Source organism: Streptomyces sp. NPDC054841, from assembly GCF_053611045.1.
Genome location: NZ_JBSGZO010000020.1, coordinates 1 through 12,796, shown reverse-complemented (window position 1 = coordinate 12,796; position 12,796 = coordinate 1). Strand labels below are relative to the sequence as shown.

General features: G+C 69.0%; 10 protein-coding genes and 1 tRNA gene. 6 read left to right on the top strand and 5 right to left on the bottom strand.

Annotation, left to right across the window (positions count from 1 at the left end; translation table 11 throughout):
* The first annotated feature begins 39 nt into the window (after positions 1-39).
* From ACWGI8_RS05050 to ACWGI8_RS05035, 4 genes are read left to right on the top strand one after another with little or no spacing between them, the layout of a single operon-like run.
* Positions 40-969 (top strand): branched-chain amino acid ABC transporter permease, encoded by a 930-nt coding sequence (locus ACWGI8_RS05050; protein WP_453658714.1) that lies wholly within the window; start codon positions 40-42, stop codon positions 967-969.
* A gap of 5 nt (positions 970-974) precedes the next feature.
* Positions 975-2,801 (top strand): branched-chain amino acid ABC transporter permease, encoded by a 1,827-nt coding sequence (locus ACWGI8_RS05045; protein ID WP_453658713.1) that lies wholly within the window; start codon positions 975-977, stop codon positions 2,799-2,801.
* Between the two features lie 2 nt (positions 2,802-2,803).
* Entirely contained in the window at positions 2,804-3,808 is a 1,005-nt protein-coding gene (locus tag ACWGI8_RS05040) for an ABC transporter ATP-binding protein (RefSeq protein WP_453658712.1), read from the top strand.
* Positions 3,808-4,524: an ABC transporter ATP-binding protein gene (locus ACWGI8_RS05035; protein ID WP_453658711.1), complete on the top strand. Its 717-nt coding sequence runs from the start codon at positions 3,808-3,810 to the stop codon at positions 4,522-4,524. Before ACWGI8_RS05040 ends, ACWGI8_RS05035 begins: the two co-directional genes overlap by 1 nt.
* 92 nt (positions 4,525-4,616) lie before the next feature.
* On the opposite strand, the gene ACWGI8_RS05030 is transcribed toward ACWGI8_RS05035, so the two are convergent.
* On the bottom strand, positions 4,617-5,282 hold the full coding sequence (locus ACWGI8_RS05030; protein WP_453658710.1) for an ANTAR domain-containing response regulator: 666 nt from the start codon (positions 5,280-5,282) through the stop codon (positions 4,617-4,619).
* 91 nt (positions 5,283-5,373) lie between these two features.
* Here ACWGI8_RS05030 and ACWGI8_RS05025 point away from each other — a divergent pair.
* Positions 5,374-5,459: transfer RNA gene (locus tag ACWGI8_RS05025), tRNA-Leu, on the top strand.
* Between the two features lie 170 nt (positions 5,460-5,629).
* On the opposite strand, the gene pyk is transcribed toward ACWGI8_RS05025, so the two are convergent.
* On the bottom strand, positions 5,630-7,063 hold the full coding sequence (gene pyk, locus ACWGI8_RS05020) for a pyruvate kinase (RefSeq protein ID WP_453658709.1): 1,434 nt from the start codon (positions 7,061-7,063) through the stop codon (positions 5,630-5,632).
* Between the two features lie 138 nt (positions 7,064-7,201).
* Positions 7,202-7,909: an SIMPL domain-containing protein gene (locus ACWGI8_RS05015; RefSeq protein ID WP_453658708.1), complete on the bottom strand. Its 708-nt coding sequence runs from the start codon at positions 7,907-7,909 to the stop codon at positions 7,202-7,204.
* A gap of 109 nt (positions 7,910-8,018) precedes the next feature.
* On the opposite strand from ACWGI8_RS05015, the gene ACWGI8_RS05010 reads away from it, so the two are divergent.
* The gene (locus ACWGI8_RS05010) at positions 8,019-9,812 is read left to right on the top strand and encodes a bifunctional metallophosphatase/5'-nucleotidase (RefSeq protein ID WP_453658707.1); all 1,794 of its coding nucleotides are present in this window, start codon (positions 8,019-8,021) and stop codon (positions 9,810-9,812) included.
* A gap of 201 nt (positions 9,813-10,013) precedes the next feature.
* Here ACWGI8_RS05010 and ACWGI8_RS05005 read toward each other — a convergent pair whose 3' ends face one another.
* Together ACWGI8_RS05005 and ACWGI8_RS05000 are read right to left on the bottom strand one after the other, a co-directional pair.
* Positions 10,014-11,450, bottom strand: coding sequence for a lysine N(6)-hydroxylase/L-ornithine N(5)-oxygenase family protein (locus ACWGI8_RS05005; RefSeq protein ID WP_453658706.1), 1,437 nt, complete (start codon positions 11,448-11,450; stop codon positions 10,014-10,016).
* On the bottom strand, positions 11,447-12,796 hold a 1,350-nt coding region (locus ACWGI8_RS05000), incomplete at its 5' end, for a pyridoxal phosphate-dependent decarboxylase family protein (protein ID WP_453658705.1). The genes ACWGI8_RS05005 and ACWGI8_RS05000, both read right to left, overlap by 4 nt.

The following is a 12,796-nucleotide window of genomic DNA, read 5'->3' as shown; positions in this document are numbered from 1 at the left end:
GCGGTGTCATATCCGGCGAAAGACTTCGGAGGACCTGCGGTGAACGAGCTGCCGCAACAGCTGGTCAACGGCCTGCTACTCGGATCGATGTACGGGCTGGTCGCCATCGGCTACACGATGGTCTATGGCATCGTCCAGCTCATCAACTTCGCCCACGGCGAGATCTTCATGACCGGGGGCTTCGGTGCCCTCACGGTCTGGCTGATGCTCCCGTCGGGCACCACCATGTGGGTGGCCCTGCCACTCATGATCATCGGCGCGATCATCGTCGCCACCACCATCGCGGTCGGAGCCGAACGCTTCGCCTACCGGCCGTTGCGCAACGCGCCACGGCTCGCACCGCTCATCACGGCCATCGGCCTGTCCCTCGCCCTCCAGCAGGCCGTATGGGCGTGGTACCCCGGCGCCAAGTCCTCCCTCTCCTTCCCGGAGATCCCCGGTGGCCCCTTCCACCTGGGCAGCGTCACCATCCAGACCGGTGATGTCTTCCTGCTGATCGCAGCCCCCATCTCCATGGCGGTCCTCGGCTACTTCGTCATGAAGACCCGCACCGGACGCGGTATGCAGGCCACCGCCCAGGACCCCGGCACCGCCAAGCTCATGGGCATCAACACCGACCGCATCATCGTGGTCGCCTTCGCCCTCGGTGCCGCCTTCGCCGCCATCGGAGCCGTCGCGTACGGCCTCAAGTACGGCGAGGTCAACTTCAAGATGGGCTTCCTGCTCGGCCTCAAGGCCTTCACCGCCGCCGTCCTCGGTGGCATCGGCAACATCTACGGCGCCATGATCGGCGGCCTCGTCCTCGGCATCGCCGAGACCATGGCCACCGCCTTCATCGCCGACGTCCCTGGCATGCAGCAGCTCGGCGGCCAGGCCTGGGCCGATGTCTGGGCGTTCGTACTCCTCATCCTCGTGCTGCTCTTCAGGCCCCAGGGTCTGCTGGGCGAGCGCGTGGCGGACAGGGCGTGATCAACATGACTACTGAGACCACCACCGCGGAGACCCCGCGCAAGAACGACGTCGGCGCGAACTCAGGCCTCATCGCCCTGCCCCCGAGCATCGGCCGCGCCACTGCCACGGCCGGCGGCGCCCTCGCCGTCGTCTCCGCCTTCATGTCCTGGACCTGGACCGCCGCGTTCCCCGGCAACCTCACGGTCTACGGCTACCCGGGCGGGCTCCAGTGGCTCGTCCTCATCGGCGGCGCCCTGACCGCCCTGCTCGGCCTCGCGTCGTACGGCGTCAAGGGCACCCGCTGGCTCGCCCCCGCCGGGGCGGACGCGGCCATCAAGCTCGCCGCGGTCGGCACCTTCGCCACCGCCTGGTACACGGTCATTGCGATCAGCGTCCAGCTCGGCGGCCTCGTCAACCTGGAGCCGGGCGGCATCCTCGCCGCCGTCGCCTCCCTCGCCGCCCTCGTCGGCGCGCTGGCCCTGCCGTTCGAGCGGCCCGTGACCGAACCCGCCGACCCCGACGACACCGGCTTCGACCAGTTCAAGCACAACGCCGGCAACGCGTGGACGACCTTCAAGGCCGCCTTCGCGAGCGGCACCCCTGCCCCGGCGCGCAAGCTGCCCGGCTGGGCCGAGATCCTCATCCTCAGCGGAGTGCTCGCACTCGGACTCGCCGTCTTCACCTACGGCATCGGCACCGAGTACGACGAGCTGTTCATCGGCTTCCTCCTCACCGCCTGCTTCGTATTCGCGGCCCTCAGCAAGGCCGGACTCGCAGCACGCGTCTCCGCGATCGCCGCACGCCACCGCAACGTGGCCATGGTCGGCGCCTTCGCCGCCGCCGCGGCCTTCCCCTTCACCCAGTCCGACGACCAGTACGCGACCATCGGCGTCAACATCCTGATCTTCGCCACCGTCGCCCTGGGCCTCAACATCGTCGTCGGCCTCGTCGGCCTGCTCGACCTCGGATACGTCGCCTTCCTCGGCGTCGGCGCCTACGCCGCCGCCATGGTCTCCGGCTCCCCGTCGTCGCCGTTCGGCCTCCACCTGCCCTTCTGGGGCGCCATCCTCGTCGGCGCCGCCGCCTCCATGATCTTCGGCGTCCTCATCGGCGCCCCGACCCTGCGGCTGCGCGGTGACTACCTCGCCATCGTGACGCTCGGCTTCGGTGAGATCTTCCGCATCGCCGTCAACAACATGGACGGAACCTCCGGTCCCGACATCACCAACGGCTCCAACGGAATCTCCTCGATCCCGAACCTCAACATGTTCGGGATCGACTTCGGCGCCGAGCACACCATCGCCGGATTCACCATCGGCCGGTTCGCCAACTACTTCCTGCTCATGCTGCTGATCACGCTCGTCGTCGTGGTGGTCTTCCGCCGCAGCGCCGAGTCCCGCATCGGCCGCTCCTGGGTCGCCATCCGCGAGGACGAGACCGCCGCCGAAGCCATGGGCATCAACGGCTTCCGCGTCAAGCTCATCGCCTTCGCCCTCGGCGCCTCGCTCGCCGGCCTCGCCGGCGCGGTCCAGGCCCACGTCACCTACACCGTGACGCCCGAGCAGTACCAGTTCGCCCACGTCGTGCCGCCCAACTCGGCCTTCCTGCTCGCCGCGGTCGTCCTCGGCGGCATGGGCACCATCAGCGGTCCGCTCGTCGGCGGCGCACTGCTCTACCTCATCCCGAACAAGCTCCAGTTCATGGGCGAGTACCAGCTCTTCGCCTTCGGTGTCGCGCTCATCCTCCTCATGCGCTTCCGCCCCGAGGGCCTGATCCCCAACCGTCGCCGCCAGCTCGAGTTCCACGAGAACGAGGAAGCGCCCGCCACCCTCACCAAGGCAGGTGCCTGAACATGACCACCGACACCACCACGAAGGCGCCCGCCCCCAACGGCGAGACCGTCCTCGATGCCCGGGGCGTGACCATGCGCTTCGGTGGACTCACCGCCGTACGCTCCGTCGACCTCACCGTCAAGAGCGGCGAGATCGTCGGCCTGATCGGCCCCAACGGCGCCGGCAAGACCACCTTCTTCAACTGCCTCACCGGCCTCTACATCCCCACCGAGGGTGAGGTCCGGTACAAGGGCACGGTCCTGCCGCCGAAGTCCTTCAAGGTCACTGCCGCCGGCATCGCCCGCACCTTCCAGAACATCCGGCTCTTCGGCAACATGACCGTGCTGGAGAACGTCCTCGTGGGCCGCCACACCCGCACCAAGGAGGGCCTCTGGTCCGCCCTGCTGCGGGGCCCCGGCTTCCACAAGGCCGAAGCCGCCTCGCGCGAGCGGGCCATGGAACTCCTGGAGTTCGTCGGGCTCGACGCCAAGGCCGAGCACCTCGCCCGCAACCTCCCCTACGGTGAGCAGCGCAAGCTGGAGATCGCCCGGGCACTCGCGAGCGAGCCGGGACTGCTCCTGCTCGACGAGCCCACCGCGGGCATGAACCCGCAGGAGACCCGGGCGGCCGAGGAACTCATCTTCGCCATCCGGGACATGGGCATCGCCGTCCTCGTCATCGAGCACGACATGCGGTTCATCATGAACCTCTGCGACCGCGTGGCCGTCCTCGTCCAGGGCGAGAAACTCATCGAGGGCGACAGCGCCACCGTCCAGAGCGACGAGCGCGTCATCGCCGCCTACCTGGGCGAGCCCTTCGAGGGCGCTCCAGGTGCGGAAGAAGCCGCAGAGGTCGCCAAGGCGGAGGCACAGGCTGAGGCCGAGGCCGAGGCTGAGGCCGAGGAGGCGGACGACACCGACGCGGACGACGCCCCGGCCGACGGCGACAGCGACACCGAAGGCGACAGCGACGACGCCGACAGCACCACCGCCCAGGCCTCCGGCTCTGGCAAGGAGAACGACTGATGACCGCACTGCTCGAAGTCGAGGACCTGCGCGTCGCCTACGGCAAGATCGAGGCCGTCAAGGGCATCTCGTTCAAGGTCGAAGCCGGCGAGGTCGTCACCCTCATCGGCACCAACGGCGCCGGCAAGACCACCACCCTGCGCACCCTCTCCGGGCTCCTCAAGCCCGTCAGCGGCCAGATCAAGTTCAACGGCAAGTCGCTGAAGAAGGTCCCCGCCCACCAGATCGTCTCGCTCGGACTCGCCCACTCCCCCGAGGGGCGGCACATCTTCCCGCGCATGACGATCGAGGACAACCTGCTCCTCGGCGCCTTCCTCCGCAACGACAAGGAAGGCATCGCCAAGGACGTCCAGCGCGCCTACGACCTCTTCCCCATCCTCGGGGAACGTCGCAAGCAGGCGGCAGGCACCCTCTCCGGCGGTGAACAGCAGATGCTCGCCATGGGCCGGGCCCTCATGTCCCAGCCCAAGCTGCTCATGCTCGACGAGCCCTCCATGGGCCTCTCCCCGATCATGATGCAGAAGATCATGGCGACCATCGCCGAGCTCAAGGCCCAGGGCACCACCATCCTGCTCGTCGAGCAGAACGCCCAGGCCGCGCTCTCCCTGGCCGACCACGGTCACGTCATGGAGATCGGCAAGGTCGTCCTCTCCGGCAGCGGACAGGACCTGCTCCACGACGAGTCCGTCCGCAAGGCCTACCTCGGCGAGGACTGAGCACGTCCGTACGACACGAGGAGGCCCGCACCCCGGCAGGGGGTGCGGGCCTCCTCGTATATACGTCCTCGCATGTACGCGTACGGCCGGGGCTACTGCTCCTTCGCGGCCTTCTTCTCCTCGGCGTCCTCGATGACCGCCTCCGCCACCTGCTGCATCGACAGCCGCCGGTCCATCGACGTCTTCTGGATCCAGCGGAACGCGTTCGGCTCCGTCAGACCGTACTGCGTCTGCAGAATCGACTTCGCCCGGTCCACGAGCTTGCGCGTCTCCAACCGCTGGGCGAGGTCCGCGACCTCCTTCTCCAGCGCCCGCAGCTCCGCGAACCGCGACACCGCCATCTCGATGGCCGGCACGACGTCACTCTTGCTGAACGGCTTCACGAGATACGCCATCGCACCGGCGTCCCGGGCCCGCTCCACGAGATCGCGCTGCGAGAACGCGGTCAGCATGAGGACCGGCGCGATCGACTCCTCCGCGATCTTCTCCGCGGCGGAGATCCCGTCCAGGATCGGCATCTTCACATCGAGGATCACCAGGTCCGGCTGGTGCTCCCGGGCGAGCTCGACGGCCTTCTGCCCGTCACCGGCCTCGCCGACGACCTGGTAGCCCTCTTCCTCGAGCATCTCTTTGAGGTCGAGGCGGATGAGCGCCTCGTCCTCGGCGATGACGACACGGGTCGTCAGCGGCGGGACGTGCGACGTGTTCGTGCCGACGTCGGCGACGGGCTGGGGCGACTCGGGCTCGGGGGCGGTCACGGTACTCCTCGCTGCGGGGCAGGTGCTCTTCAAAAGCCTACCTAGCTGAAGCGCTCACTGGTCACCGGGTACACTGCGACAGGCGAACCTGGCCGGGTTGGCGAAATGGCAAACGCTGATGTCTCAAACACATCTGCCCGAGAGGGCTTGCGGGTTCGAGTCCCGCACCCGGTACCACGCCAGGAAGCGGATGTTCACGTTCTCGTGAACATCCGCTTTTTGCCACTCGGCGCCACGATCAGTTACCCAGAGTGGCCGCATGAACTTCCACAGCACTGATGTGCGACAGAAGGCCCTCTCGCCGCTGCGCAGCGGGCCCACGTCGGGCCGAGGTACTGACCCGGCCCCTACCTCGGGCTGTCGTCCTCGCCGATGTGGTGCACCCGCACCAGGTTCGTCGAGCCCGCCACTCCCGGCGGGGAGCCCGCCGTGATCACCACGATGTCGCCCTTCTCGCAGCGGCCGATCTTCAGGAGCTGCTCGTCGACCTGGGCGACCATCGCGTCGGTGGATCCGACGTGCGGGCCGAGGAAGGTCTCCACGCCCCAGGTGAGGTTGAGCTGGGAGCGGGTGGCCGGTTCCGGGGTGAAGGCGAGCAGCGGGATCGGTGAGCGGTAGCGGGAGAGCCGACGGACGGTGTCGCCGGACTGGGTGAAGGCGACGAGGAATTTGGCGCCGAGGAAGTCGCCCATTTCGGCGGCCGCGCGGGCGACGGCTCCGCCCTGGGTGCGGGGTTTGTTGCGTTCGGTGAGCGGCGGGAGGCCCTTGGCGAGGACGTCTTCCTCGGCGGCCTCGACGATGCGGCTCATCGTCTTGACGGTTCCGATGGGGTATTTACCGACGCTGGTCTCGCCGGAGAGCATGACGGCGTCGGTGCCGTCGATGACGGCGTTGGCGACGTCGGAGGCTTCGGCGCGGGTGGGCCGGGAGTTGTCGATCATCGAGTCGAGCATCTGGGTGGCGACGATGACCGGTTTGGCGTTGCGCTTGGCGAGTTTGATGGCGCGCTTCTGGACGATCGGGACCTGTTCCAGGGGCATTTCGACGCCGAGGTCGCCGCGGGCGACCATGATGCCGTCGAAGGCGGCGACGATGTCGTCGATGCTGTCGACGGCCTGGGGCTTCTCGATCTTCGCGATGACGGGGAGGCGGCGGCCTTCCTCGTCCATGATGCGGTGGACGTCCTTGATGTCGCGTCCGCTGCGTACGAAGGAGAGGGCGATGACGTCGGCGCCGAGCCGGATTGCCCAGCGGAGGTCTTCGATGTCCTTCTCGGAGAGTGCGGGGACGGAGACGGCGACGCCGGGGAGGTTGAGTCCCTTGTGGTCGGAGATGACTCCGCCCTCGACGACGACGGTGCGGACGTGGGGTCCGTCGACGGCGGTGACTTCGAGGGTCACACGGCCGTCGTCGACGAGGATGCGCTCTCCGGTGGTGACGTCGGCGGCGAGGCCGGGGTAGGTGGTTCCGCAGGTGTGGCGGTCGCCTTCGACGGATTCGACGGTGATGGTGAATTCGTCGCCGCGTTCAAGCAGTACAGGTCCTTCGCGGAAGCGTCCGAGGCGGATCTTCGGGCCTTGAAGGTCGGCGAGGACGCCGACGCTGCGGCCGATTTCGTCGGAGGCTTTGCGTACGTGCCGGTAGCGCTCCTCGTGCTCGGCGTAGGTGCCGTGGCTGAGGTTGAATCGGGCGACGTCCATTCCGGCCTCGACCAGTGCCTTGATCTGGTCGTATGAGTCGGTGGCGGGCCCCAGTGTGCAGACGATCTTTGCTCGGCGCATGGTTCGAGCCTATGGCTTACCCGCGGGTAGAGAATTGGTTGCGCATGACTACTCAACAACCTTTACGTGAAGGGTTATTGACAAGTATTGAATTGTGCACGGGGGTGCTCTTTTGAGCAATTCGATGGCGGGGCGCTGTCACAGCTGTGGCGGCGTCATCGTGAAGCGGGCGTTGACCTGGGCGTAGACCGTCTGGCGCTGGGGTTCGAGGTCGAGGGCCGGGGCGGATTCGTCGGCGGTGGCCGCGAAGGCGGCGGTGCGCATCGCGCCGGGGGCCGGGGGCATGCCGTAGGACATCGGGGCCTCCGCGCCCAGGTCGGCGAGTTCGACGAGGGCGGCGAGGCGGGCGCCGAGGGCTTCGGCGTACTCGCGGGCGCGCTGTACGGCTTCGCGGACGGCCTGGCGGCGGGCTTCGCCGTGGGCCGGGGAGTCGGGGCGCAGGGACCACCAGGGGCCGTCGACGCGGGTGAGGTCCAGGTCGGCGAGGCGGGTGGTGAGTTCACCGAGGGCGGTGAAGTCGGCGAGGACGGCCGTGATGTGGACGCGGCCGTGGTAGGACCGGACACGTTCGCCGCGGCCGTGCTTGGTGAGTTCCGGGCTGATGGAGAACGCGCCGGTCTCGAGCTTCTCCACCGAGTCTCCGTAGGACTTGATGAGCTCCAGTACCTCGCTGTTGCGGCGGGTGAGGTCCTCCAGGGCGCTGCGCCGGTCGGTGCCTCGCGCGCTGACGGTCACGCCGATCCTGGCGATCTCCGGATCGACTTCCAGCCGCGCCTCGCCGCGCACCGCGACCCGCGGCGTCTCGGGGGTTCCGTAGGGTGCCGGCGCTGCGGCGTCGCTGGTCATCGTGAGCTCCCTCGCTGTTGTCCTCGAACACTTTCGCACGGGGGCGCTCTGCGCCAGACTCTACGCGCGTTGTGCCACGCGCGTAGTTCCACTGAACGAGGGAGATCACATGCCGCTGAATCGCAGGACGTTCCTGGGCCGTTCGGCCGCCGCCGGGGCCGGGGTCGCCGTGGCCGGGAGCGTCGCCGTCCCGGCCGAAGCACATGGCCGCAGTGCGGGGCGGAAGCGGTACTCGTTCACCGTGATGGGCACCACCGACCTGCACGGCAACGTCTTCAACTGGGACTACTTCACGGACAAGGAGTTCGACGACAAGAACCACAACGACGTCGGGCTGGCGAAGATCTCCACTCTCGTCAATCAGGTCCGTGCGGAGAAGGGGCGGTGCAACACGCTCCTCATCGACGCCGGTGACACCATCCAGGGCACCCAGTTGTCGTACTACTACGCCAAGGTCGACCCGATCACCGCCCGCCGCGGTCCGGTCCACCCCATGGCCCAGGCCATGAACGCCATCGGCTACGACGCCGCAGCGCTCGGCAACCACGAGTTCAACTACGGCATCCCCGTGCTGCGCAAGTTCGAGGAGCAGTGCGATTTCCCGCTGCTCGGCGCCAACGCCCTGGACGCGAAGACCCTGCGTCCCGCTTTCCCGCCGTACAGCATGCACCGGATACGCACCCCGTTCGGGCGGGATGTGCGCGTCGCGGTCCTCGGTCTCACGAACCCGGGTATCGCGATCTGGGACAAGGCCAATGTCAGCGGCCGGATGGTGTTCCCCGGTCTTGAGGAGCAGGCCGCGAAGTGGGTGCCGAAGCTGCGTTCCATGGGCGCCGATGTGGTGATCGTGTCGGCCCACTCGGGCTCCAGCGGCACGTCCTCGTACGGTGATCAGCTCCCGTACGTCGAGAACGCCGCGGGGCTCGTCGCCGAGCAGGTGCCGGGCATCGACGCGATCCTCGTCGGGCATGCGCACACGGAGATCGCGGAGTATTTCGTCACCAACAAGCAGACCGGCAAGCAGGTCGTGCTGTCCGAGCCGCTCAAGTGGGGTCAGCGTCTGACCCTTTTCGACTTCGATCTCGCGTGGGAGAAGGGGCGCTGGACCGTCGAGAAGGTGGCCGCGAAGGTCCTCAACTCCAACACCGCCGCCGAGGATCCGAAGATCGCCGGGCTGCTCGGTGACGAGCACAAGAAGGTCGTCGCGTACGTCAACCAGGTCATCGGCACCTCCACCACCGCCATGGCCACGGCCGAGGCGCCGTGGAAGGACGAGCCGATCATCGATCTGATCAACCATGTCCAGGCGGAGACGGTGAAGGCGGCGCTGGCCGGCGGGCAGTACGCGGCGCTGCCGGTGCTGTCGCAGGCATCGTGCTTCTCCCGTACGGCGGCGATCCCGGCCGGGCAGGTGACCATCAGGGAAGCGGCCGGTCTCTACCCGTTCGAGAACACGCTGGAGGCGCGGCTCATGACCGGCGCGCAGCTCAAGGACTATCTGGAGTACTCGGCTCGGTACTACGTACAGACTCCGGCCGGGGCGCCGGTGGACACGGCGAAGCTGACGAATGCCGACAGCATCCCGGACTACAACTACGACGCCGTCTCGGGTCTGACGTACGAGATCGACATCGCGAAGCCGGCCGGCTCCCGGATCGTGAATCTGTCCTTCGAGGGCAAGCCGCTGGATCCGGCGGCGCAGTTCGTGCTGGCGGTGAACAACTACCGGGCCAGTGGTGGTGGCGCGTTCCCGCATGTCGCGAAGGCGCAGCAGCTGTGGGCCAATTCGGACGAGATCCGTAACACGATCATTCAGTGGGTGCAGGCGAAGGGGACGGTGGATCCGGCGGCGTTCGCGACGGTCGGGTGGAAGCTGACCCGGGACGGTGTTCCCGTGTTCTAGTGCCGCGACCGGCAATGTTTGCCCGTCAAGGAGCGTCGTCCGGTGCGTGCCATCGCAAGGCGGCCGGAAGTCCTTGTAGCGGAGCTACCAGGGCTTTTGGCCAACGCAGCGAGGGTGCGTGCCGGGCGGCGCGACAGGGCAAAGCTTGCCGGGAGGGGCACGAGGGCCTGTCCGGCGGATCAGGTCCTGGGGGGACAGGGCCTAGCGCCGGTCTTCCAGGGGAGTGAGCGGGGGCGCCTGGCTTGGGATGCCGGGCGCCTCTCGCCGTTCCAGACCGAAGCTGGTGAAGGCGGTGCGCCGCGGCAGCGGGTAGGGCTCCTTGCCGGTGAGGGAGTTCAGGATCGTGGCGCTGCGCCAGGCGGCGAGGCCGAGGTCGGGAGCGCCCACGCCGTGTGTGTGCCGCTCCGCGTTCTGCACGTACACGGAGCCGGTGACGCAGGGGTTGAGGACGAGGCGGAACTGGTCGTCGATGCGTGGCCGCTCGGAGGAGTCCCGGTGCATGTACGGGTCGAGGCCGACCAGGATCCGGTCGAGGGGGCGCTCCCGGTAGCCGGTGGCGAGGACGACCGCGTCGGTGGTGAGCCGGGAGCGGGTGCCTTGCTGGACGTGTTCGAGATGGAGCTCGACCTTGGTGGTGGCGACCCGTCCGGCGGTTCTGACCAGGACTCCGGGGGTGAGGACCGCGTCGGGCCAGCCGCCGTGCAGGGAGCGGCGGTAGAGCTCGTCGTGGATGGCGGCGATGGTGTCGGCGTCGATGCCTTTGTGGAGCTGCCACTGCTGGGGGACGAGTCCGTCGCGTACGGATTCGGGCAGGGCGTGGAAGTAGCGGGTGTAGTCGGGGGTGAAGTGTTCGAGGCCGAGCTTCGAGTACTCCATGGGGGCGAAGGCTTCGGTGCGGGCCAGCCAGTGGAGCTTTTCCGCTCCGGCGGGGCGGGCGCGCAGCAGGTCGAGGAAGACCTCGGCGCCGGACTGGCCGGAGCCGATGACGGTGATGTGCTCGGCGGCGAGGATCTGCTCGCGGTGTTCGAGGTAGTCGGCGGAGTGGAGGACCGGGACGGTGGGGGCTTCGGCGAGGGGCTTCAGCGGATCGGGGACGTATGGTTCGGTGCCGATGCCGAGGGCGATGTGGCGGGCGTAGGCGCGGCCGAGCGACTCGGCTCCTTCGTTGGTGTCGAGCTGGGTGAAGTCGACCTCGAACAGTGACCGTTCGGGGTTCCAGCGCACCGCGTCGACCTGGTGGCCGAAGTGGAGTCCGGGGAGCCGGCCGCTGACCCAGCGGCAGTACGCGTCGTATTCGGCGCGCTGGATGTGGAAGCGCTCGGCGAAGTAGAAGGGGAAGAGCCGGTCCCGGGTCTTGAGGTAGTTGAGGAACGACCAGGGGCTTGCCGGGTCGGCGAGGCTCACCAGGTCGGCGAGGAACGGCACTTGGAGGGTGGCGCCGTCGATGAGCAGGCCGGGGTGCCAGTGGAAGTCGGGGCGTTGCTCGTAGAAGGTGGCGGCGAGGGCGCCGCCGCCTTCTCCGCAGGGCAGCCCGTGGGCGAGTGCGGCGAGCGAGAGGTTGAACGGCCCGATGCCGATACCCACGAGGTCGTGGGGCTGGTCGAGGTCTGGGGCGCCGGGGGCGGGCGTGCCGGTCATCGGGGGGTGCTGCCTTCCACGAGTGCGGTGAGTGTGCGGAGGTCGTCCGGGGTGGTGTGGGGGTTGAGCAGGGTGGCTTTGAGCCAGAGCCGGCCGTCGGCGCGGGCCCGGCCGAGGACGGCGCGGCCTTCGTGCAGGAGGCGGCGGCGGATCGTGGCGACGGTGTGGTCGCTCGCGCCGCGCGGGCGGAAGAGGACGGTGGAGAGGACGGGCCGTTCGTGGAGCTCCAGGACGGGGTGCTTCTCGATGAGGTCGGCGAGGTCCTGGGCGGTGGCGCAGGCGTGGTCGACGAGGGCGGCGAGTCCGCTGCGGCCGAGGGCGCGGAGGGTTACGGCGATCTTGAGGATGTCGGGGCGGCGGGTGGTACGCAGTGAGCGGCCGAGGAGGTCGGGCAGTCCGGCTTCGGTGTCGTCGTCCGCGTTGAGGTAGTCGGCGGTGTGGCCGAGGGGGGTGAGCAGGTCGCTGTCGGGGACGGCGAGGAGGCCTGCGGCTACCGGCTGCCAGCCCAGTTTGTGCAGGTCGAGGGTGACGGACCGGGCCCGGTCGAGGCCGCGCAGCAGATCGCGGTGGCGGGGGCTGAACAGGAGGGGTCCGCCGTAGGCGGCGTCGATGTGGAGTTCGGCGCCGTGCCGGTCGCAGAGGGCGGCGATGTCGGGGAGCGGGTCGATGCGTCCGGTGTCGGTGGTGCCGGCCGTGGCGGTGACGAGAACCGGCCCGCGCGGGCGGCGCTGTCCGGTGAGGGCGTCGTCGAGGGCGGTGAGGTCGGTGGTGCCGCCGGGGGCGGGGACGGTGACCGGTTCGGGGAGGCCGAGCAGCCAGGCGGCGCGACGGACCGAGTGGTGGGCGTGGGTGCCGCAGACGACCTGGACGGCGCCGTGGCGCTCGCGGGCGAGGAGCAGGGCGAGCTGGTTGGCTTCGGTGCCGCCGGTGGTGACGAGGGCGTCGGGCCGTTCGCCGTGCGGATACACCTCGCGGGCCAGGGTCCGGGTGACCTCGGCTTCCAGCGCGGAGGCGGCGGGCGCCTGGTCCCATGAGTCCAGGGACGGGTTGAGCGCGGATGCGGCGAGGTCGGCGGCGACGGCGAGTGCGAGCGGCGGGGTGTGCAGATGGGCGGCGCACCGCGGGTCGGCGGGGTCGGCGGCGCCGTAGGCAAAGGCCTGTACGAGGGTGCTGAGCGCTTCCTCGGCGCCGCGGCCGTCGGCGGGGATGACGGGTGTGACGGTTTCCCACACGGCCCTGCTCACCTCGTCCGGCCCGCCCGGGGGCAGCGGCCCGCCGCGGGCGACCGCTCCTGCCCTGAGCGAGTCGAGCACGACAGTGAGCAGGGGCCGCAGGGCGTCGGGCCC

Excerpts from the sequence above, each read along its gene's own strand:
- ACWGI8_RS05015 (WP_453658708.1), bottom strand. The coding sequence starts at position 7,909 with ATGACCAGCGACGCCGCAGCGCCGGCACCCTACGGAACCCCCGAGACG.
- ACWGI8_RS05035 (WP_453658711.1), top strand. The coding sequence starts at position 3,808 with ATGACCGCACTGCTCGAAGTCGAGGACCTGCGCGTCGCCTACGGCAAG.
- pyk (WP_453658709.1), bottom strand. The coding sequence starts at position 7,063 with ATGCGCCGAGCAAAGATCGTCTGCACACTGGGGCCCGCCACCGACTCA.
- ACWGI8_RS05005 (WP_453658706.1), bottom strand. The coding sequence starts at position 11,450 with ATGACCGGCACGCCCGCCCCCGGCGCCCCAGACCTCGACCAGCCCCAC.
- ACWGI8_RS05010 (WP_453658707.1), top strand. The coding sequence starts at position 8,019 with ATGCCGCTGAATCGCAGGACGTTCCTGGGCCGTTCGGCCGCCGCCGGG.
- ACWGI8_RS05045 (WP_453658713.1), top strand. The coding sequence starts at position 975 with ATGACTACTGAGACCACCACCGCGGAGACCCCGCGCAAGAACGACGTC.
- ACWGI8_RS05040 (WP_453658712.1), top strand. The coding sequence starts at position 2,804 with ATGACCACCGACACCACCACGAAGGCGCCCGCCCCCAACGGCGAGACC.